The organism is Burkholderia mycopellens (genome assembly GCF_964265025.1).
In the GTDB taxonomy this organism is placed as follows: Bacteria; Pseudomonadota; Gammaproteobacteria; order Burkholderiales; family Burkholderiaceae; genus Burkholderia.
The window spans coordinates 202,016-220,933 of record NZ_OZ183803.1 but is presented as its reverse complement, the minus strand read 5'-3'; the positions used below and the strand labels follow the sequence as shown (position 1 = coordinate 220,933).

Sequence of the window (18,918 nt, the reverse complement as noted above, 5' to 3'; positions counted from 1 at the left end):
GACATACCGAACGCTACGCCGCGCGCGATCCGCCATCCATTACGGGCGCACGCGCCAATGTTGCGCGGCGTTACCAATGTGACAGACCCCATCGGCCACGGGCCGCTGGCGCGACCGGGCGCGTTACGCGATAACGCATTGCAACGGTTCGGCCGCGCACCGGCGCCGCACGGGGCGATGTCACGCGGCGTTTGCATCCGCGTCAAACCGTTCCGATGACGCGACGCGCCATATTGACGCACGTGCGTCAGACCGCCACGCCGCGACCGCACGCGCCGCAAGCGGCCTTCTTGATACGAATCAACGATTTATCCCGAAATCACGCGCGGCGGGCTGGACATCTGCGACGAGTTGGCGCATTTCGCGGCGCAACATCGCGGCCCATACTCCAGCCAACCCCGACGCCCGTCCGCCGGGGGCCGCCGGCACCCGCCGGCGGGTATCGTCAGCCTCGGTCAACTGGTATGGACACCGCTCTTTCGGCCCTCGATCTGGCCCGCCTGCAATTCGCGTTCACCGTCTCCTTTCACATCGTCTTCCCGGCGCTGAGCATCGGCCTCGCCAGCTTCATCGCCGTGCTCGAATATCGCTGGCTGAAAACCGGCAAGCAGTACTACAAGACCCTCTGCCTGTTCTGGTCGAAGATCTTCGCGGTCGCGTTCGGGATGGGCGTCGTCTCCGGCGTCGTGATGAGCTACCAGTTCGGCACGAACTGGTCGGGCTTCTCGAGCTTCGCCGGCGCGGTCACCGGGCCGCTGCTGATGTACGAGGTCATGACCGCATTCTTCCTCGAGGCCGGCTTCCTCGGCATCATGCTGTTCGGCTGGAACCGCGTGAGCCCGCGCGCGCACTTCGGCGCGACGCTGATGGTCGCGATCGGCACGCTGATCTCGACGTTCTGGATCCTCGCGTCGAACAGCTGGATGCAGACGCCGCAGGGCTTCGAGATCGTCGACGGCCGCGTCGTGCCGACCGACTGGTTCGCGATCATCTTCAACCCGTCGTTCCCGTATCGCCTGTTCCACATGGCGATCGCCGCGTTCATCGTCGCCGCGCTGGTCGTGGCCGCGACCGGTGCATGGCACCTGCTGAAGGGCCGCCGCGACAAGGGCGTGAAGAAGATGTTCTCGATGGCGCTGTGGCTGCTGCTCGTGCTCGCGCCGCTGCAGGCCGTGATCGGCGACCAGCACGGCATCAACACGCTGAAGCACCAGCCCGCGAAGATCGCCGCGATCGAAGGGCTGTGGGAAACCGAGAAGGGCGGCACGCCGCTCAACCTGTTCGGCATTCCGGACATGAAGGCGGAAACGACCCGCTACGCGGTGAAGGTGCCGCACCTTGGCAGCCTGATCCTCACGCACAGCTGGGACGGTGAGATCCGCGGCCTGAAGGAATTCCCGCCGGAAGACCGCCCGAATTCGACCGTCGTGTTCTGGAGCTTCCGGATCATGGTCGGCCTCGGCTTCGCGATGATCGGCCTCGCCGCGCTCGCGTGGCTCCTGCGCCGCCGCGGCCGCCTGTACGAATCGAAGGGGTTCCAGCGCTTCGCGCTCGTGATGGGCCCGACCGGCTTCGTGTCGCTGCTCGCGGGCTGGGTGACCACCGAAGCGGGCCGCCAGCCATGGGTCGTGTATGGCGTGATGCGCACCGCGCACGCCGTGTCGCCGCTGTCGGTACAGCAGGTCAGCCTGTCGATGATGACGTTCGTGATCGTGTACTTCCTCGTGTTCGGCACCGGCGTGTACTACATGCTGAAGCTGATGAAGGCCGGCCCCGCGCTGCCCGACGTGAAGCATGACGACACACCCGACACGCGCCCCGATCACACCGCGCGCCGCCCGATGTCGGCCGTCGACGAGCCGCTCGAGACCGTCTGAGCCCCACCCTTTCCGCACACGAGAAAACCTATGGACGTCACCGTAATCTGGGCCGCGATCATCGCATTGGGGCTCTTCATGTACGTCGTGCTCGACGGCTTCGACCTCGGCATCGGCATCGTCTTCCCGTTCTTCCCGGACGAGAAGGAACGCGACCTGATGATGAACACGGTCGCGCCCGTGTGGGACGGCAACGAGACGTGGCTCGTGCTCGGCGGCGCCGGGCTGTTCGCGGTGTTCCCGGTCGTCTATTCGACCGTGCTGTCCGCGCTGTACCTGCCGCTGATCTTCATGCTGGTGTGCCTGATCTTCCGCGGCGTGTCGTTCGAGATCCGCGCGAAGGCGCGGCGCACGAAGCAGCTGTGGGATCTCGCGTTCATCGGCGGCTCGGCCGGCGCGACGCTGTTCCAGGGGATCGCGCTCGGCGCGTTCCTGCAGGGCATCAACGTGAAGGACGGCGTGTTCGCGGGCAATGCCTTCGACTGGCTCACGCCGTTCAGCCTGCTGACCGGCCTCGGCCTGATCGTGACCTATGCGCTGCTCGGCTGCTGCTGGCTCGTCGCGAAGACGGAAGGCGACCTCCAGCGGCGCCTGCATCGCGTCGTATGGCCGCTGACGGTCGTGCTGCTCGGCTTCATCGCGGTCGTCAGCCTGTGGACGCCGCTGCAGGATCCGGCGATCGCGCAGCGCTGGTTCGATTCGGGGCTCTTCTGGCGCCTGCTGCCGGTGCCGTTCCTGGTCGCCGGGTGTGCGGTGTGGATGCGGCGCGCGGTGCGCAACCGGCATGACATGACCCCGTTCGTGCTTGCGCTGGCACTCGTGCTGCTCGGCTACGTCGGCCTGCTCGTCACGCTGTTCCCGTATGCGATTCCTCAGACGATGACGATCTGGGAAGCCGCGGCGCCGCGTTCCAGCCAGACCTTCACGCTGGTCGGCGCAGCGGTTATCCTCCCGATCATCATCGCCTACACGACGATGGGCTACTGGGTATTCCGAGGCAAGGTGCGCCATGAAGACCAGCATTACTACCACCACTGATTCCGCCGAACGCCCCGCCGCGGCGCCACGGTCGCGGATGCGCGGCTGGATGTGGTTCGTCGTCCTGTGGGCGGGCGGCGTGATCGGCGCCGTCACGCTCGGCTATGCGTTCAAGATCTTCATGAACCTGACGCTGTTTGCAGTGAAGTAGGCCTCACCCGCGTGGCACGCCGGGGCGCATCCCGGCGCTGCCACGCCGCCGGGGCGGGTCGCATGCCCCGGCTTTCGCACACCGAGCGGGCACTCCCGCTCACCGCTCGCACTTCGTCGTGCACATCGCCTTGTCCACTTCCGTGAAGAACGCCTGGTAGTACTCGGGCTCCAGGACGGTCTTGGTACGCGAATCGCCGGCACTGTCCCACACCGTGCGATCGAATCGTGCACGCACGATCGCCGCGTGCGCGTCCCGCCCCGCCCGAACCGTCACGATCGCGGCCACGCGTTCGTGATCGGGCTTCGTCGGCAGCATTCCGATACGCGCCTTCAGCGCACCACGCAACAGCTGACGCCATTTCGGGATCAGCGTGTCGCTGCGCCCCGCTTCCACCAGCCCCGAATCGCGATCGACCGTCACCGGCGCATAACCCTGTGCGCGCAGCACGCCGGCCACCGCGTCGAGCGCGCGCGCCTGCGTCGCATCCGCATAGCTGCGGTCGCTGAGCATGCGCAGCGTCTGCTGCTCGCGATCGGTCAGGTCGACCTCGGTCTGGCTGGAGCTGTAGCGCACCAGCGATCCGCCGCTGCCGATCTGGCGTTCGTTGTCCGGTTTCGTCGCGCATCCGGTCAGCGCCGCGAACAGTCCGGCACAGGCGAGCGCCAGCGCGCCGCGGCCGCATACGGGCGGCACTGCGGCCGAGCGGTGCATCGCGCGCCGCGCGGCGCGCCGGAGGCGAAGACGGTGGCGAATTCCGGTTGCTCGTGCATCGGGTGGCGATATGATCGTCATCGGGGCGTTCTCTCCTGTCGGCGCCATCATAGGGATGGCGCCCCAGTCGCCACAAACGACATTTTTTGACCCACTGTGTAGCTTTTCTTCGCGATCTCACGATGCGCCGATTGCCGCCCCTCAACGCGCTGCGCAGCTTCGAAGCTGCGGGCCGCCTGCAAAGCCTCACCCTCGCCGCCGACGAGCTGAACGTGACCCAGAGCGCAGTCGCGCAGCAGATCCGCGTGCTCGAATCGTTCTTCGGGCAGAAGCTGTTCGAGCGCGACGGGCGCGCGTTGCGGCTCACGCCGCGCGCGCGGCACTACCTCGTCGACGTCGCGAGCTGTCTCGGCCGGCTCGCGCAGGCGACGGGGCAGATGTTCGAACCCGTCGGCGGTCATCCGGTGCGGATCAACGCGTCGGTGTCATTCGCGCACGGATGGTTGCTCACGCAACTGGCCGTGTTCCAGACCGAGCATCCGAATATCGACGTGCAACTCGTCGCGACGCCCGACAACGAGCGCGACCAGTTCGACGAAACCTGCGACATCGTGGTTCGCCGTTATACGCCGGAGCTACGCCGCAAGGGATTCGTGTCGCGGCCGTTGCTCGCGACCGTCGCGGTGCCGGTGTGCGCGCCCGGCCACCCGGTGCTCGAACAGGCGCGTACGCCGGCCGATCTGCGCAACGCGCCGCTGCTGCATTACGCGGGCTTGCCGCAGGCGTGGCAATACTGGTTCCACCAAGCGGGCTCGGCCGTCACCGAGACGCTGCGCGGGCCGTTCTATCGCGAGTTCTTCCTGATGACCAAGGCTGCCGCGAGCGGGCTCGGCGTGTGCCTCGCGCCGCGCGCAGTGGTGCGCGACGACCTCGAACACGGGCGGCTCGTCGCACTGTTTCCGGAGGTCCACCTGGAAGGGCCGCCGTTTCATTGCCTGTATCGCGACGACGCCGATCCGTCGCTGCGCACCTTCGTCGACTGGCTGTTTGCGCGGGCGGAGGCGCTGGAGGGGGCGCCGCCGGGATAGCCGGCGAGGAGGAGAAAGCAGAATCCGATGAAGCAGCCCGAGGCGGATGCGTTGCCGACGACAGGACGGATGCGCCGTCACGTCCGGCTATGTGATGTGTTCTGCCGCAGGACGCCGGGCTTCAATCCCCGCATGCCGAAGATGCGATCCATCGTCTGCACCGTCCCGTCGCCCCGACCTTGTTCGAAATCCCGAATCGTCTTCGTCGACACGCCTGCGAGCCTGGCCATTTCCGCGCTCACGCGCCGCATCGTCTTCTTCAGACGACGCACGGATTCCCCTTTCCGCGATCTGTCACCGCCCGCGCAGCGCCGCCTCGATCTTCCGGTCGGTCTTGTACTGGCTCAGCGCATACACCGACCAGATCGCGGCCGGCAGCCAGCCGATGATCGTGATTTGCAGGATCAGGCAGATGATCCCGGCGATCGGGCGACCGATCGTGAAGAACTGGAACCACGGCAGCAGCAAGGCAAGCAGCAGGCGCATCTGAAATCCTCGCGAGGCGTCATTGAACGTTCGTGCATCGCCAATATGGCGCGTTGCCCGCGCCATTTCAAGTCCGCTGCAGACGATCGCCGGACGAGAAGCCTTAACCTCATGCCACCGGGCTAAGCCGAATCGGCCAGCCACCGCGCGACCCGCGCAACGAGCGGATCCGCTGCGTCGAAGCATTCGGCGCCGGCCACGCGCGGCGCGTCGCAAATCGCGAACACCGGCTTGCCCCACTGCAACCCGAGCGCGATCTCGGACAGCGTGCCGAGCCCGCCGCCAACCGCGATCAGGCACAGCGACGCACGCGCGACGAGTGCATTGCGCGTGATGCCGAGCCCGGTCGGCAGCGCGACGCTCAGGTAGGGATTCGCGAGCGTCGCATCGTCTTCCGGCAGCAGCCCGATCGCACATCCGCCGGCCGCATGCGCGCCGCGTGCGGCCGCCTCCATCACGCCCTGCTTGCCGCCGCCGACGAGCGCGACGCCCGTCGCCGCGAGCGCGTGCGCGATCCGTTCCGCGATCCGCATCTGCTCGTCGGTCGCCTCACGCGGACCGATCACGCCGACCGGCATGCGATGCCGCCGCGTGCCGCGCTGCCGCTGCGCGAGTTGCGCCAGCGCATCGCGCGCCGCGTCCGACCACTCATCCATGACGTCGTTGCCGTACAAGGCCTTCCCCCAATGCAAGAACGCAGGTGCAGATCGCCGTCAGCACGATCGACAGCACGGCCGCCTGCGAGAAATCGGTTTGCCCGTCCGACAGCTTCAGGTACATCAGCAGCGGCAGGATGTTGATCTGCGTGCCGGCCAGCGCGAGCGCCGTGCCGTAGGTGCCGAGCGCGATCGCCGTGACGAGGCACCACGCGGACGCGACCGACGGCCACAGTTCGCGCCACGCGACGTCGAGCCACGCGCGCCACGGCCGCGCGCCGAGCGTCAGCGCCGCCTCGAGCGGCCGCCGGTCGAGGTTCGCGAGCGCCGGGTAGATCATCAGCGCGACCCGCGGGATCAGGTAATACGCATACGCGACCGCCAGCCCCGGCATCGTGTAGATCGCGCCGCCCAGCACGTTCGGGTCCGCGCCCAGCGACGCCGCCAGCGTGGTGACGAAACCGGCGCGGCCGAACGCGAGGATGAAGCCGTAAGCGATCACCAGCCCGGAAAACGCGAGCGGCACGCCGAGCAGCGCGAGCGCCCAGTGGCGGCGGGCGGGCGACTGCCCCGCCAGCGCGAACGCGACCGGCACGCCGACACCGACCGACAGCGTGCCGGCGCCGACCGCCAGCGCGAGCGAACGTGCGATCGCATCGGCGACGAGCGGATCGCGCAACACTACAACGAACGCGCGGCCGCCGTCCGTGAAGGCCGAGCCGACCAGCGCGGCGAGCGGCAGCGCGAAGCACACCGCCAGCAATCCCGCCGCCGGCACCGCGCCGAAGCGGCGCAGCGCGCCGCGGTCCGCCAGGGAGGTCTTCATCGCGCGCGCCTCAGTTGCCGAGCGTCGCCTGCGACCAGAGCTGGTCGACCTCGGCCTTGCGTGCGGCCGCCTTCGCCACGTCGAGCGGACGCACCTGCGGCGCCTTCGGCAGCTTCGCCGCGACGTCCGGCGCGACCGGCGTGCCGGGCACGGCCGGCCGCACGAAGCCCTGCGCGAACAGCGCCTGCCCGACGTCGCTCATCACCAGGTTGAGCCAGAGTTGCGCGGCTGACGGGTTCGGGCCGTTCTTCACGAGGCTCATCGCATACGGCGCCGATACGCTGCCGTCCTGCGGAATCACGACGTCGGCCGCGTCGCCCATGCCGTCAACGTACTTCGCTTTCAGGCCATCGTTCTCGTAGCCGATCAGGATCGGAATCTCGCCCTTCACGAACTTCGCATACGGCGTCGTGCCCTCGACGCGCAGCACGTTGCCCGCGCGCTTCAGCTTGCCGAAGTATTCCGCGCCGGGCTTCGGGTTTTCGACGCTGCCGCCGTTCGCATACGCGGCCGCGAACACCGCGACCTGCCCTTGCCCGGTCGACCGCGGGTCGAGATAGACGACCGCGTTGCGGTATTCCGGCTTCAGCAGGTCGGACCACCGCTGCGGCACGTTCTTCACGAGCTTGCGGTTGACGAGGAACGCGATGTTCAGCGAGTGCACGGCGAACCAGCGGCCGTCCGCGGCGCGAAACACGTTCGGCAGCTTGTCGAAGTTCAGCGGCTTGAACGGTGCGACGACGTCCTTGCTCTCGGCATCGAGCGCCGACGCGGCGAAGTAGTACGCGGTATCGGCCTGCGGACGGCGGCGCGACTTGTCGAGTGCGACCACGGTCGCGGCCGAACCGATGTCGTTGTACGTGATCTCGACCTTCGGATAGCGCTTGCGGAACTCGGCGAACAGCGCCTTCCAGTTCGCCCATTCGGGGCCCGTGTCGAACGACACGACGAGCCCTTCGTCGGCGGCCTTCGCATACAGCGCGTCCTCGCCCGGATACAGCGGCGCGGCGAACGCCGGCGCGGCAGCCAGCGCCGCAAACGCGCAGAGCGCCAGCACGCCGGCGCGCATGGTCTTCACAAGAGGGTGGCCTGCAAGCATCGGGGATCTCCGTTGAATGAAAAGGGTCATTGGGCGGCCGGCGCGGCCGGCAGCACGAGCAGATGGCGCGGTTCGATCGCGATACGCCGTGTGGCCGGCACGCGACCTTCGCACAGCAGCGGGTCGGCCGAACCGGCGGGAATGAAGTCGTAGCGTTGCGTCGCGCCGAAGTAGCGCACTTCGCCCGCACAGCCGTCGATGCGGTTCACGCCCTGCTCCGGCGGATCGGCCTCCACGTGCTCGGGCCGCACCAGCACCTCGATCTCGGCACCCGGCCGATGCGCGCCGGTCTCGGCGCGCAGCGTCGCGAAACGCACATCGACCGTGTCGTGCGCGATCACGCGGCCGCGCAGCAGCGTCGAATGCCCGACGAAGCGCGCGACCTGCGCGGACGCGGGCCGCTCGTACAGGTCGCGCGGCGTGCCGACCTGCAGCACCCGCCCGCCGTCGACGATCGCGACGCGATCGGCCATGCTCAGCGCCTCGTCCTGATCGTGCGTGACAAGCAGCGTCGTCGCGCCGCACGCCCGCTGCAGCGCGCGGATTTCGTCGCGCAACTGATGGCGGATGCCGGCATCGAGCGCCGCCAGCGGCTCGTCGAGCAGCAGCAGCTTCGGTTCGATCACGAGCGCGCGCGCCAGCGCGACGCGCTGCTGCTGCCCGCCGGACAGCATCGCGATGCCGCGCTCCGCATGCGCCGCCAGGCCGACGCGCTCGAGCATTTCGCGCGCGCGCCGCCGCCGCGCGTCCGCCGCGACGCCGCGCATCCGCAGCCCGTACGCGACGTTGTCGGCCACCGACAGGTTCGGGAACAGCGCGTAGTGCTGAAACACCATGCCCACCTCGCGCCGCCACACCGGCACCCCCGCCATGTCGGCGCCGCCGATCGCGATGCGGCCGCGGCCGCCCTCGAGCAGGCCGGCCGCGAGCCGCAGCAGCGTGGACTTGCCGGAACCGCTGCGCCCCATCACCGCGAGCAGCTCGCCTTGCGCGGCGGACAGCGTGACGTCGTCGACGCCGTGTCGCGCGCCGGGATACTGGAAACTGACGTGTTCGAACTCGAGACTCATGACGGACTCACTTCATACGTTGCACGGTGCCGACCGACACGAGCGTCGCGAGCACGGCGAGGACGAGCAGCACGACGGTGGCCGCGCACGCCATCCCCGACGCGCCGTAGAACGCCTGCAGCAGCACGATCGGATAATTGCGGTAGCGAAAGCCGGCGATCAGGTTCGAGATCTGGAATTCGCCGATCGACAGCGCAGCCACCATCACGAGCCCCGAAAACAGGCTGTGCCGCAGGTTCGGCAGCACGATCGTGAAGAACTGGCGCAGCGGCGTCGCACCGAGCGTCGCCGCGCAGGCCTCGAGGCGGGCGAGCCCGAGGTGGCGCAGATCGCTGAGCAGCGTCTGCAGCAGGTACGGCAGCGTCAGCACCGCGTGGGCCGCGATCATCAGCGGCAGCGTGCCGAGCCATGGCAGCGTGTCGCCGCTGAAGATCGCGATGTAGCCGAAGCCGAGCGTCAGCGCGGGCACGGCCACCGGCATCAGCATCACGATGCGCGTCGCCATGCCGCGCCCGGCCTGCGCGCGGTGATGCAGCGCATAGGCGAGCGGCACGCCGATCAGCGCGTTGAGCGCGCAGCACGCCAGCGCCACCGTCAGGCTCACGCCGAATGCGCGCGTAAAGCTGCGATTGCCGGCCAGGTCGGCGAACCAGTGCCCGGTGAAACCGGTCGGCAGCAGCGTGTTCGTCCACGACTGGCCCACCGAGCCGACCAGCAGCAGCGCGATCGGCAGCAACAGGTAGACCCCGAATACCGCGACGAGCGCGTTCAGCACGAGACGTCCGGCGCTCGGACGCACGGGCCTGTTACGCGAAATCGGAACACCATCGGCCGGGGCCGGGGCGGTAGACGCAGGCATGGAAACACTCGCGGACAAGGGACGAAGACGCCGCGCAACGCCAGCCGGGCGGGGCTGTCACGCGTTTTACGGATGGCCGGAGTGTGCGGATCCGACATGGCATCGTCATGAAAAAAACGTACAAAGCCCGCATCGATCCGTGCGCCGAGGGAATAGTCGCGATGAAGCACCTGTATCCGAACGTCTCGGAACTTCACGCATTCACGTGTTCCGCGAAGTACCTGAATTTCTCCTACGCGGCCCGTGAACTCGGCCTGACGCCCAGCGCGGTCAGCCGGCAGATCGCGAATCTCGAGGCGCTGTTCGGCGTGAAGCTGTTCGTGCGCGAGGGGCGCAGCCTCGCGCTCACGCGCGCCGGGCAGGTGTACCACGCACGTGTCGCCGGCCCGCTGCGCGAGATCGGCAACGCGTCGATCGAACTGCTGAGCGCGCGCGAAAACGGCGACCTGCTGACGATCGCCAGCGTGCCGACGTTTACGACCAAGTGGCTCGTCCCGCGGCTGTCGCGCTTTCTGGCCGTCGCGCCGAGCGTCACGCTGAGCTTTCGCCGCCATCTCGCGCACGGAGACATTTTTCCGTTCGGGCTCGACGCGGCGATCCGCTACGGCGACGGCGCCTGGGAAGGGGTCCGAAGCGATTACCTGGACGGGCGAACCTTCGTGCCGGTCTGTGCCAGTGAATTCCGTGAGCGGCACGCGTTGCGCACCCCCGCCGACGCCGTCACGGCGCCACGCCTCGTGCACGAACAGGCGGAAATCGCGTGGTCCGCGTGGGCGGAACGCCATCGCGCGACGCAGATGAACGCGCTCACCGGGCCGCGCTTCGAACAGTATTCGGTGCTGATCCAGGCCGCGCAGGCGGGCCTCGGGCTCGCGCTCGTGCCGCATTTCCTGATCGCGGACAATCTCGCGGCCGGCACGCTCGTCGAACCGTTCGACGCGCCCGTCGAGGTCGACGCGCAGGGGCACTACCTGTGCTATGCGCCGGAGCGCCTTGAAACGAGCGAAGCGTTGCGGCACTTCAGGGAATGGATGCTGGACGAATGCGCGCGGGCGTAAGCCGGCCCGCATTCGTCATCCGACGGGACGCGCACCGCCGCGCGCCCAGCCTTGCCGGACATCGCCGGGCGGCGGCGTCCGGCTGTCGCCGTCAACGGCGGATACCGAGCCCCGGCAGCACCTCCGTGCCCTCGGCCACCACCGCATGCAGCAGGCGCGGGTTCGCACCGAGCAGCCCGAGGATCGTCGGCGCGACCTGCTTCGTGCCGACCGTGTCGGTCACCGTGCGTGCGCGATGCAGGCCCGGATACGACACGAGCAGGCCAAGGTGGCTGTCGTCCGGTGCGTTGCCGCCGTGCTCCTCGTCCTTCTTCGTGCTCGACGTGTAGATCACGCCCGGATTCGGCTGGACGATGATGTCCGGCGTGCGGCCGTTGGCCGGATCGCCGAAGCGCTCGGCGAGCGCCGCACCGTACAGGATGTCGGCCTGCGAGCCATCCGCGCAGATCCCCGGCGCGTTGCAGCCCAGGTTCGCCTTCAGCGTCTGCACCACGGCCGTGCGCTGGTTGCGGTCGCGCAGCCAGATCAGGCCGACGTCGTCGGTCTGCACGAAGCCCGTGTCGACCAGGCCGGAGCCATCGTTCAGGTTACCCGTCTTCGTGTTGTTCTGGCCGAAGTTGCCGTTCGGGTCGAGGTAGTTGTTCGTTTCGAGCAGCTTCGTCAGCGTGTCGCCGTTCTTCACGAGCTTCGTGTGATCGGTCGGCGACTGGCCGTGCTTCGACGTGACGATCACGGCCGTCGACGAATACAGGTTCGCCTGCTTCAGCGCCGTGACGATATGGCCGATCGAATTGTCGACGTACGTGATCGCGTTCGCGACCTGCCCGTTCGGCGTGAAGTTCGCGTCGAGATAGCCGCCGCCCGTCGCGACCGTCGCCTTCTGCGCGACGCTCAGCGTCTGGAAATTGGCGCCGAACAGCGTCGGCACCGGTGCGCGCTTCGTGCCCGTCGAGTCGCGGCCGTTGATCTGGTTGACCAGCGCCTGCACGTGCAGGTTGTCGAAGCGCGCGGTGTGCGAGTAGACATCCGTGTAGTTCGTGCCCGTGGCCGGGTCGATCGAGTTGATCTCGGTGCGCATCAGATCGTCGACGCCGGTGCCCGACGGCCCGTTCAGCCAGTCGTAGCCCCATGCGTGCTTGTCGGCCCACGCGGTGGTCGCGTTCGGGATGCCCGCCTTCACGGCCTCGAACACCGTGTTGGTCTTCACGTAGTTGTGCGGATAGACCGGCACGCACTTGCCGTTGACCTTCGCGTTCGGGATCGCCTGCGGGTTGAACGCGCCGCCGCCGTCCAGGTGGACGAGCGCGCCGCCGTTCTGGGCATCGATGCCGGTCGTCTCGTCGAACACGACGTTCCAGCCCTGCTTGCCCGAGCAACTCGTGTCGCCCGGCGCGTACAGGTTGCGGTCATACGACACGTCGTAGAACAGGCCGGCCGTCTTCGGCGAGCCGCCCGTCACGAGCGCGGCGAGGCCAGGGAACGAATCCGACAGGCCAGGCGTATAGGCATTCGTGTACGTCACGCCGCTCTTCGCGAGCACCGCGATGTTCGGGCACGTGTTCGCGCCGATGCAGCGCGCGAGATCCTGCTCGTGCAGGCCGTCGACGCTGATCAGCAGCACGTGCTTCACGACGCGGCTCGCGTGGTCGCGGTCCTCGCGCTGGCTGTCGCCGTCCTGCTGCGCCGCGTGCGCAACCGCGCCGGCAAGCGCCAGCGCGCCCGCCACCACCGCCACCAACCTCCGCTGCTTACCAAGGAAAGACATGATCACCCCACCTCATCGATTGACGTTGAACTGCGTGACTTGCCATCAGGCGCGCAAAATATCGCCGGATCGTGCGGCGATCGCATGAAGCGGGGCTTTCTGTTTTCTGTCAAACGTAACCAATCGCAAGTGACACGAAGCGGTCGCAAAGCAAGGTGACCTGGCGCACGCTGCAATGTGCGCGCTCACCTGCCGGCACTGCGCGGGGGCATCGGTCAAACCTTGCCTTGCGCAGCGTCACTTGCCGCATGATTTTTTTTCCGGCTTGGCGCGCGACTATTGGCGTGTGATAAAGGGTTTTCCCTGACCCGGAGCACGAGTATGTCGACCCTGGAAGCCCTCCGGTTCGTGCTGGACGATGCACGCACCCCCGAAATCATTCGCCACCACGTCGTCGACGCGTTGCAGTACGCGTTGCGCAACTACGGACAGGTGTTCACGGCGAAGGAAGTCGAATGGCTGGCGCAGTGGGACGACGCGCGTCTGCCGCTGGCCGCGAAGAAGGAACTGGGCAAGCGCGAGGAACCGGCGATCGCCGCACGCTGAAGGAAGCACGCCGCCGCGCCCGAACGGATGGCCGGACGCAGCGGCGGCGGATGGCCTGCTTACTGCAGGCCGAAGTCGACGCGGGTGGTCGCGCCCTTGTCCTCGATGCCCTTCGCATCGAGCTTCGGCGCGACGACGAACACGCGGCTCGAATCGATCTTCCCGTCGAGGTACTGGCGCACGGCCTGTGCGCGCTGCTGCGCGAGCGCACGCAGCGCGTTGTCGTCGGCCGGCGCATGTTCGGCGAGCGCCTTCTTCATGTCGGCGTCGGGCAGCGTCTTCTGCAGGCCGATCAGGTTGCGCGGCTTCTTGAAGTCGGCGGCCTTGTACGCGCGCGTCAGGTACTTGCTGTACTCGGCCGGCTCGACCTTCACCGACATCGGGTCGATGCTCTCGCCCTGCCCGACCACATCCTTCAGCTTCTGCTGGCGCACCAGCCGCTCGACGTACGCATCGCCGAGCCCGGACGTGTCCTTGGCCGGATCGACGCGGCCGATCAGGTCGAGGCGGATCGACGGCTTCTCGGTCAGCATCTTCACGACGGTGTCGAGCTTCTTCTGCTGCGCGTCGTCGAGCTGGTACGAGCCCGGCGCGAATTCGACGTAGCCGAGATCCTCGCCGCCGCTGCCGAACGCATGCGCAAGCAGCGAGAACGGCGACGTGACGGCCTTCGCGATCAGGTTCAGCACCGCGCGCCAGATCAGCCCGCCGACGCTGAACTCCGGATTCGACAGCGAGCCGGACACCGGCAGGTTCACGTCGATCTGGCCGCGCGTGTTCTTCAGCAGCGAGATCGCGAGCTTCACCGGGAGCTTGGTCGCCGTGTCGTTCTCCACATGGTCGCCGAACGTGAGCTGGTCGATGAAGATGTGGTTGTTCGCCTTCAGCTGGTCGTTCTCGAGCGCGTAATGCAGGTCGACGTTGAGCTTGCCCTTCGTGATCGGATAGCCCGCGTACTTCGCGGAGTACGGCGTCAGGTTGGTCAGCTCGATGTCGTGCGCGGTCGCGGTGAGGTCGAGCGCCGGCTTCTCGATCAGCGGATTCACCGACCCCTTGATCGAGATCGGCCCGTTGCCCGCGAGGTTCGCGGCGACGTCGACCGGCGCGGACGTCGTCGAATCCGTGCCGAACGCGCCGACCGTGCCCTTGATCGCGACGAGGTTCGCCGTGTAGTTCGGCTTGATGAAGTTGTCGGTATACGTGACGCGGCCGTTCTGCAGCAGCAGCTCGCCGAAATGCATCCGCACCGGGTTCTGCGGCGGCTGCGCGGCCTTCACGACCACCGTCGCCGACGCGGCGGCCGGCGCGGACGCCTGCTGCGCGGCCGCCGGCGCGGATGCGGCCTGCGGCGACAGCGGCACCGGCTCGCCCTTGCTCGCGTCACGCGTGAGCGATTGCGCGGGGCCCGATTCCTTCGCGACCACGTCCTTCAGATTCAGGCGCCCTTGCGCGTCGAGCAGCACGCGGCCGTAGAAGTTCGAGAACGTCACGCGCGCGGCGTCGACGTCGGTGCCCTTCTCGTCATAGTTCGCCTTCAGGTTCGTCAGCGCGAGCGAGCGCCAGCCCGCGAACGGGTCGGAGGTTGCCTTGTCGAGCATCCGCACGTCGACGAGCGCGACGTCGCCGCGATAGGTCGCACGCGGCGCGTCCTTCACCTGCGCGAACGTCAGGTTGCCCTGCGCGTTGAGCAGCGCGCTGGCGATCGTCGCGTTCAGTGCGCTGCCGAAGTACGGCTCGAACGCGGCCGCGTCGAGGCGGTTGCCGTTGATCTTCAGGCCGAGCTTCAGCGGCTGCGCGGTCACGTCGCCCGTCACGTTCAGCGAACCCTTGCGGTTCAGCGTCGCCTTCAGCTGCACGGGCAGCGGCTTGGTCAGGTCGTCGCTGATCTTCTGCACCGACAGGTCCAGCGGCTTGAGCGCCAGCTTCACCGGGCGCGGTGTCGTCAGGTCGGTGAAGTTCGCGGCCGCATCCTTCACGTTCAGCGCGTCGATCCGGTAATGCCACGACGGCGCGGCGGCCTCGGCCTTGCGTGCGACCGTGCGCTTCGGCACCGACGCCTGCGCGGGTTCGGCCAGCGCCGCGAGGTCGATCTTGCCGTCCTTCAGGCGCTGCACGTCGAGCGCGAGCCCGCTGGCGTCGACGCTCGCGATCTCCGCGGTGCGCGTGGCCACGTCGACCTTCGCGATCTTCGCGCTCGCGTCGGGCAGCACGATCGCGGGCGCCTTCGCGTCGGGCGTCGCGATCTTCAGCGACTTCAGGCTGACCGTGCTGTCGGCGACCTGCGCGGCGAGCGGCGTCTTGCCCCAGTCGGCCTTCGCGTTGACGGTCGCGCCGAGCGTGCCGTCGAGCACACGCGCACGGGTCGCTTCGCCGAGGTACGGCTGCAGCGCCGGCAGCGCGAGCGCGGCGACCGTCAGCTTGCTCTCGACCTGCTTCTCCGCGAGATTGAACGTGCCTTCGGCCGTCACGTCACCGCCCCGCGACAGCGACGTCGACAGCGTGTATTTCGCGGGCGTCTTGCCCTGCATCGAGAAGCCGTCGAGCGTCGCGGCGAGCTTCGTGAGCGACAGCGCGGTAGGCGTCGCCGGCACGCGGTCGTCCACGTTGACCGTGCCGCCGTCGATCGCGAAGTGACGGATCGTCAGGTCGAGCGGCGGCGCCTCCTTCGCGCCGGCTTCGGCCTTTGCGCCGCTGGCGGCCGTTTCGGCGGCGGCGGAAGCGGTCGCGGCGCCCGACGCCGCCAGCTTGCCCTCGGCAGCCTTCGGTGCGGCTGCCGGCTGCGCGGCGAGCTTCTCGACGTTCAGCACGCCCTGCTTGTCGCGCGACAGGTCGACCACCGGCTGGTCGATCCGGATCTCGTCGAAGTGCATCGCGTTGCGCAGCGGCTCGAGGCTGGCCGCCGCGACGTGCACGCCGCGCGCGGCGAACAGCGGCGCGGACGCGTGGTCGGTCACCTTCGCGTCGTTCAGGTCGACGGTGCCCGATACGCGCAGCGCGGGCGTCTCGCCGCTCATCACGAAATCGATCTTGAGGTCGCTGCTGAGCAGGCCGCTCGTCACGGCCACCGGCAGCTTCGCCGGCACGTACGAGATCAGCTTCGGCACGTCGAGGCCGTCGAATTTCAGCGCGATCTCCGATTCGCGCGACTCCGCGAACGGCTTGGTCTTGCCGTCGATCGCGATCGGGCTACCGTCGAAGCGCGCCCGCAGCTTCGGCTCGACGAAGATGTCGGTCTTCGATGCCAGCGTCGCGATGTACGGAATGCCGAGCGTCCAGTTGTCGACGACATGCTTTTCGTTCAGCAGGCGGTCGTCGAAATCGATCCGGCCGTTGTTGACCTGGATGTTCGATACCGAGAACTGCGTCGGCTTGCTTTCGGGTTTGGGCGACGGCGTCGAGAACTTCTCGATCAGGTCGGTGAAGTTGAAGCGCTGCGCGTCGTAGCGGACGATATGAAAGCGCGGCGAGTCGAGGCGGACTTCATTGACGATCGGCGCGCCGCGCAACAGCGACGACCACGACGGCCGCACGACGAGCTTCGCGATGTCGATGAAGTCGCCCTGCCCGCCCTTGTCGCCGAGATGGATGCCGTCGGCTTCGAGGTTCAGCGTGTACGGGTTCAGCGCGATGCGCTGGATCGTGGCGGGCCGGTCGAGCTGCTTGCTCAACTGCTGCTCGGCGATATGGCGGATCAGCGGTGGCGCCGCGAAGAACCCGAGCAGTCCGAATAAAACGAGGAAGATCAGCAGGCCGATGCCGATGCGCCGGGTCCGGCGCGAGCGTGCAACGCCACCGAGGGCATGGAGGGTCGATGATACGGTTTCTTTGTCTGCGCTTGCCATGCTTGAATGTCTCGGGATGGGATGCCGGGCCGCACCGGACAACCGGGCGGCCGCGCACGCTATCCCGAAAGTATAGGCTCAGGAGGTGACGGTACGGGGTTCGGGCGCCGTCGCGCCCGCCGGTCGGACAACGCCGCCGGTCATCCGTTCATTTCCGGACGACGACGGGCGGCATCCACGAGCCGTCGCTCGCCTGCGGCTTCGGCGCGTACAGGCGCAATGCGAGCGCGAAATCGGTGCGCGGCGCCGGCAGCCAGTTGGCCGCATGCGTGCCGCCCGGCGACGCCGACACGACGATGTCGATCGAGCCGTCGCGGTTGCGGCGCAGGCGGTCGCGATCGCCGAGCGAGCGGCGCGCCGATCCGACGTCGGGCAGCGCGCCGTTCGTCGTATAGGGCGTCAGCGTCCAGAACGCGCGCACCGGCGGCAGCGCGCCCGGCGCGAAATGCAGCGCATAGCGGTTCGCACCGTTCAGCGCATGACCGTCGCTGTCGACGCGGACGACCGCCAGCGTTTCGTCGTCGCGCGTCGCGGTGCCGAACTGCGTGTAGGCCGCGTACGCGCGCAGCGTGTAGTCCTGACCGTACTTGCCGGCCGTATCGCCGATCCAGCTCCAGCCGTTCGCGTTCAGCAGGTTCGACGGCGGGGTCGAGAGCCGCGCGCGCGCCTCGGCGACGCCGGCCGTCGCGGCCGCGAGGCGGTCACCCGTCCACAGCACCGGGTAGCCGGCCGACACGCCGATGTCGCCGAGCAGTTCCAGCGCGTGCGCGTCGTCGCCCGGTGCCGGGTTGTCCTGCAGCGCTTGCGCGAAGCGCGCGAAGAACGCCTTCGGATCGAGCGCCGCCACCTGCTCGGCCGGCGTGCCGCCGCCCACCGCTTCGGACGGCGCGCTGCCCGCATGGACCGCGACCGACGCGCCGCGCGCCGCGCCTGTATAGACAGACAGCGGCACCACCCGGATCGCACGCTGCAGTTTCTTCGCGTTCGTCAGGTCGCGCCCGCCGCTCGTCTGCAGCCGGACTTCGAGCCACGCGTTGGCCGACGGGACGTCGATCCGGACCGCGCCCTTCGGCAGCGTGCCCTGCCAGTCCTTCGCGGCGAAGGCAATCGTTTGCGATCGCGCGCCGCCGCGCGCCCCGCGTGCGGCCACGCTCGACGACGACCACAGCACGTTCGTCCACATGTCGAGTGCGCGCGCATCCCAGTAACGGCCGCGGGTGTCGGGCAGCGTGACGATCACGGGTTCGGCAGCGACGTCGAGCCAGCCGGTCGAGTCGAGCGTATCGACGCCCGGCAACGGCGGATTGACCGCGCCGACAGGCGGCAGCGCCTGCGCGTGGCGCAGCGTGTTGAGCGGCGCCTGCCCCGGTTGTGCGCCGTCGCCGCCCGTCGCCGCTTCCTTCGCGACGTCCATCAGCACGAGCGGATACGCGTAGACGTAGGAGTCGGCGACTTCCGCGCGCATCCAGCCGGTTTTCCGCTGGATCGCATCCGGTTGCGACGCGCACCCTGCTAGCAACGCCGCCATGGCCAGCGACGCGCACACGCGCCGCAGAGAAACTGATTCCTGCTGGTTTTCAATCATCGATTACTGGCCGAATATCGTTCTTTTCAGTCAACGCCTTGTTCGACTTGCGAATGGCGAAAACAAGGCACCCCAGCCTGCCCGGACAACCGTTTCGCTACGGTTCGTAACGGTGGGCGCTGATGTCAGGGCGGTATCATAGCGCCTCAGGGCATCCCCCAATATGCCGATTAGCTGGCCGCGCGTATTTGGGGGCCGATCAGGTCCGAAATCTTCCGCCGGATCTTCAGACAAATTGGGGTGCCATCGAGGCGGTTT

At 68.1% G+C, this 18,918-nt stretch carries 16 protein-coding genes; 6 read left to right on the top strand and 10 right to left on the bottom strand.

Going from position 1 to position 18,918, the window contains the following annotated elements:
* The first annotated feature begins 464 nt into the window (after nt 1-464).
* The 3 genes from ACPTTC_RS19275 to ACPTTC_RS19265 are packed head-to-tail and all read left to right on the top strand — an operon-like array spanning nt 465 to nt 3,066.
* Nucleotides 465-1,877, top strand: coding sequence for a cytochrome ubiquinol oxidase subunit I (locus ACPTTC_RS19275; protein ID WP_175952640.1), 1,413 nt, complete (start codon nt 465-467; stop codon nt 1,875-1,877).
* Nucleotides 1,878-1,907: 30 nt separating this feature from the next.
* A complete protein-coding gene (gene cydB / locus ACPTTC_RS19270; protein ID WP_423393508.1) occupies nt 1,908-2,915 on the top strand; it encodes a cytochrome d ubiquinol oxidase subunit II in 1,008 nt (335 codons plus the stop codon).
* Nucleotides 2,887-3,066, top strand: coding sequence for a hypothetical protein (locus tag ACPTTC_RS19265; protein WP_175965126.1), 180 nt, complete (start codon nt 2,887-2,889; stop codon nt 3,064-3,066). Before cydB ends, ACPTTC_RS19265 begins: the two co-directional genes overlap by 29 nt.
* Nucleotides 3,067-3,165: 99 nt before the next feature.
* On the opposite strand, the gene ACPTTC_RS19260 is transcribed toward ACPTTC_RS19265, so the two are convergent.
* Nucleotides 3,166-3,780: a hypothetical protein gene (locus ACPTTC_RS19260; RefSeq protein ID WP_423393507.1), complete on the bottom strand. Its 615-nt coding sequence runs from the start codon at nt 3,778-3,780 to the stop codon at nt 3,166-3,168.
* Nucleotides 3,781-3,962: 182 nt separating this feature from the next.
* Here ACPTTC_RS19260 and ACPTTC_RS19255 point away from each other — a divergent pair, with 182 nt between their 5' ends.
* Nucleotides 3,963-4,868 carry a LysR substrate-binding domain-containing protein gene (locus tag ACPTTC_RS19255; protein WP_423393506.1) on the top strand — a complete coding sequence of 302 codons (906 nt, stop codon included), beginning with the start codon at nt 3,963-3,965 and terminating at the stop codon, nt 4,866-4,868.
* 294 nt (nt 4,869-5,162) lie between these two features.
* On the opposite strand, the gene ACPTTC_RS19250 is transcribed toward ACPTTC_RS19255, so the two are convergent.
* From ACPTTC_RS19250 to ACPTTC_RS19225, 6 genes are all read right to left on the bottom strand, one after another.
* Entirely contained in the window at nt 5,163-5,354 is a 192-nt protein-coding gene (locus tag ACPTTC_RS19250; RefSeq protein ID WP_175952644.1) for a YqaE/Pmp3 family membrane protein, read from the bottom strand.
* 122 nt (nt 5,355-5,476) lie between these two features.
* Nucleotides 5,477-6,010 (bottom strand): TIGR00725 family protein, encoded by a 534-nt coding sequence (locus ACPTTC_RS19245; protein WP_423393505.1) that lies wholly within the window; start codon nt 6,008-6,010, stop codon nt 5,477-5,479.
* Entirely contained in the window at nt 6,003-6,836 is an 834-nt protein-coding gene (locus ACPTTC_RS19240; protein WP_423393504.1) for an ABC transporter permease, read from the bottom strand. Before ACPTTC_RS19240 ends, ACPTTC_RS19245 begins: the two co-directional genes overlap by 8 nt.
* Nucleotides 6,837-6,846: 10 nt before the next feature.
* Entirely contained in the window at nt 6,847-7,935 is a 1,089-nt protein-coding gene (locus tag ACPTTC_RS19235; protein WP_423393503.1) for an extracellular solute-binding protein, read from the bottom strand.
* Nucleotides 7,936-7,961: 26 nt separating this feature from the next.
* Nucleotides 7,962-9,005 (bottom strand): ABC transporter ATP-binding protein, encoded by a 1,044-nt coding sequence (locus tag ACPTTC_RS19230; RefSeq protein WP_423393502.1) that lies wholly within the window; start codon nt 9,003-9,005, stop codon nt 7,962-7,964.
* Nucleotides 9,006-9,012: 7 nt separating this feature from the next.
* Nucleotides 9,013-9,864: an ABC transporter permease gene (locus tag ACPTTC_RS19225; protein WP_423393501.1), complete on the bottom strand. Its 852-nt coding sequence runs from the start codon at nt 9,862-9,864 to the stop codon at nt 9,013-9,015.
* A gap of 161 nt (nt 9,865-10,025) precedes the next feature.
* Here ACPTTC_RS19225 and ACPTTC_RS19220 point away from each other — a divergent pair, with 161 nt between their 5' ends.
* Nucleotides 10,026-10,922, top strand: coding sequence for a LysR substrate-binding domain-containing protein (locus ACPTTC_RS19220; protein ID WP_423393500.1), 897 nt, complete (start codon nt 10,026-10,028; stop codon nt 10,920-10,922).
* 91 nt (nt 10,923-11,013) lie between these two features.
* Here ACPTTC_RS19220 and ACPTTC_RS19215 read toward each other — a convergent pair whose 3' ends face one another.
* Nucleotides 11,014-12,687: an alkaline phosphatase family protein gene (locus ACPTTC_RS19215; RefSeq protein ID WP_423393499.1), complete on the bottom strand. Its 1,674-nt coding sequence runs from the start codon at nt 12,685-12,687 to the stop codon at nt 11,014-11,016.
* Between the two features lie 321 nt (nt 12,688-13,008).
* On the opposite strand from ACPTTC_RS19215, the gene ACPTTC_RS19210 reads away from it, so the two are divergent.
* On the top strand, nt 13,009-13,233 hold the full coding sequence (locus ACPTTC_RS19210; RefSeq protein WP_027790361.1) for a hypothetical protein: 225 nt from the start codon (nt 13,009-13,011) through the stop codon (nt 13,231-13,233).
* A gap of 59 nt (nt 13,234-13,292) precedes the next feature.
* Here the strand turns inward: ACPTTC_RS19210 and ACPTTC_RS19205 are convergent, their stop codons facing one another.
* Together ACPTTC_RS19205 and ACPTTC_RS19200 are read right to left on the bottom strand one after the other, a co-directional pair.
* Nucleotides 13,293-17,075: a DUF748 domain-containing protein gene (locus tag ACPTTC_RS19205; RefSeq protein WP_423393498.1), complete on the bottom strand. Its 3,783-nt coding sequence runs from the start codon at nt 17,073-17,075 to the stop codon at nt 13,293-13,295.
* Between the two features lie 148 nt (nt 17,076-17,223).
* A complete protein-coding gene (locus tag ACPTTC_RS19200; RefSeq protein WP_423393497.1) occupies nt 17,224-18,660 on the bottom strand; it encodes a DUF1254 domain-containing protein in 1,437 nt (478 codons plus the stop codon).
* Nucleotides 18,661-18,918 lie beyond the last annotated feature (258 nt).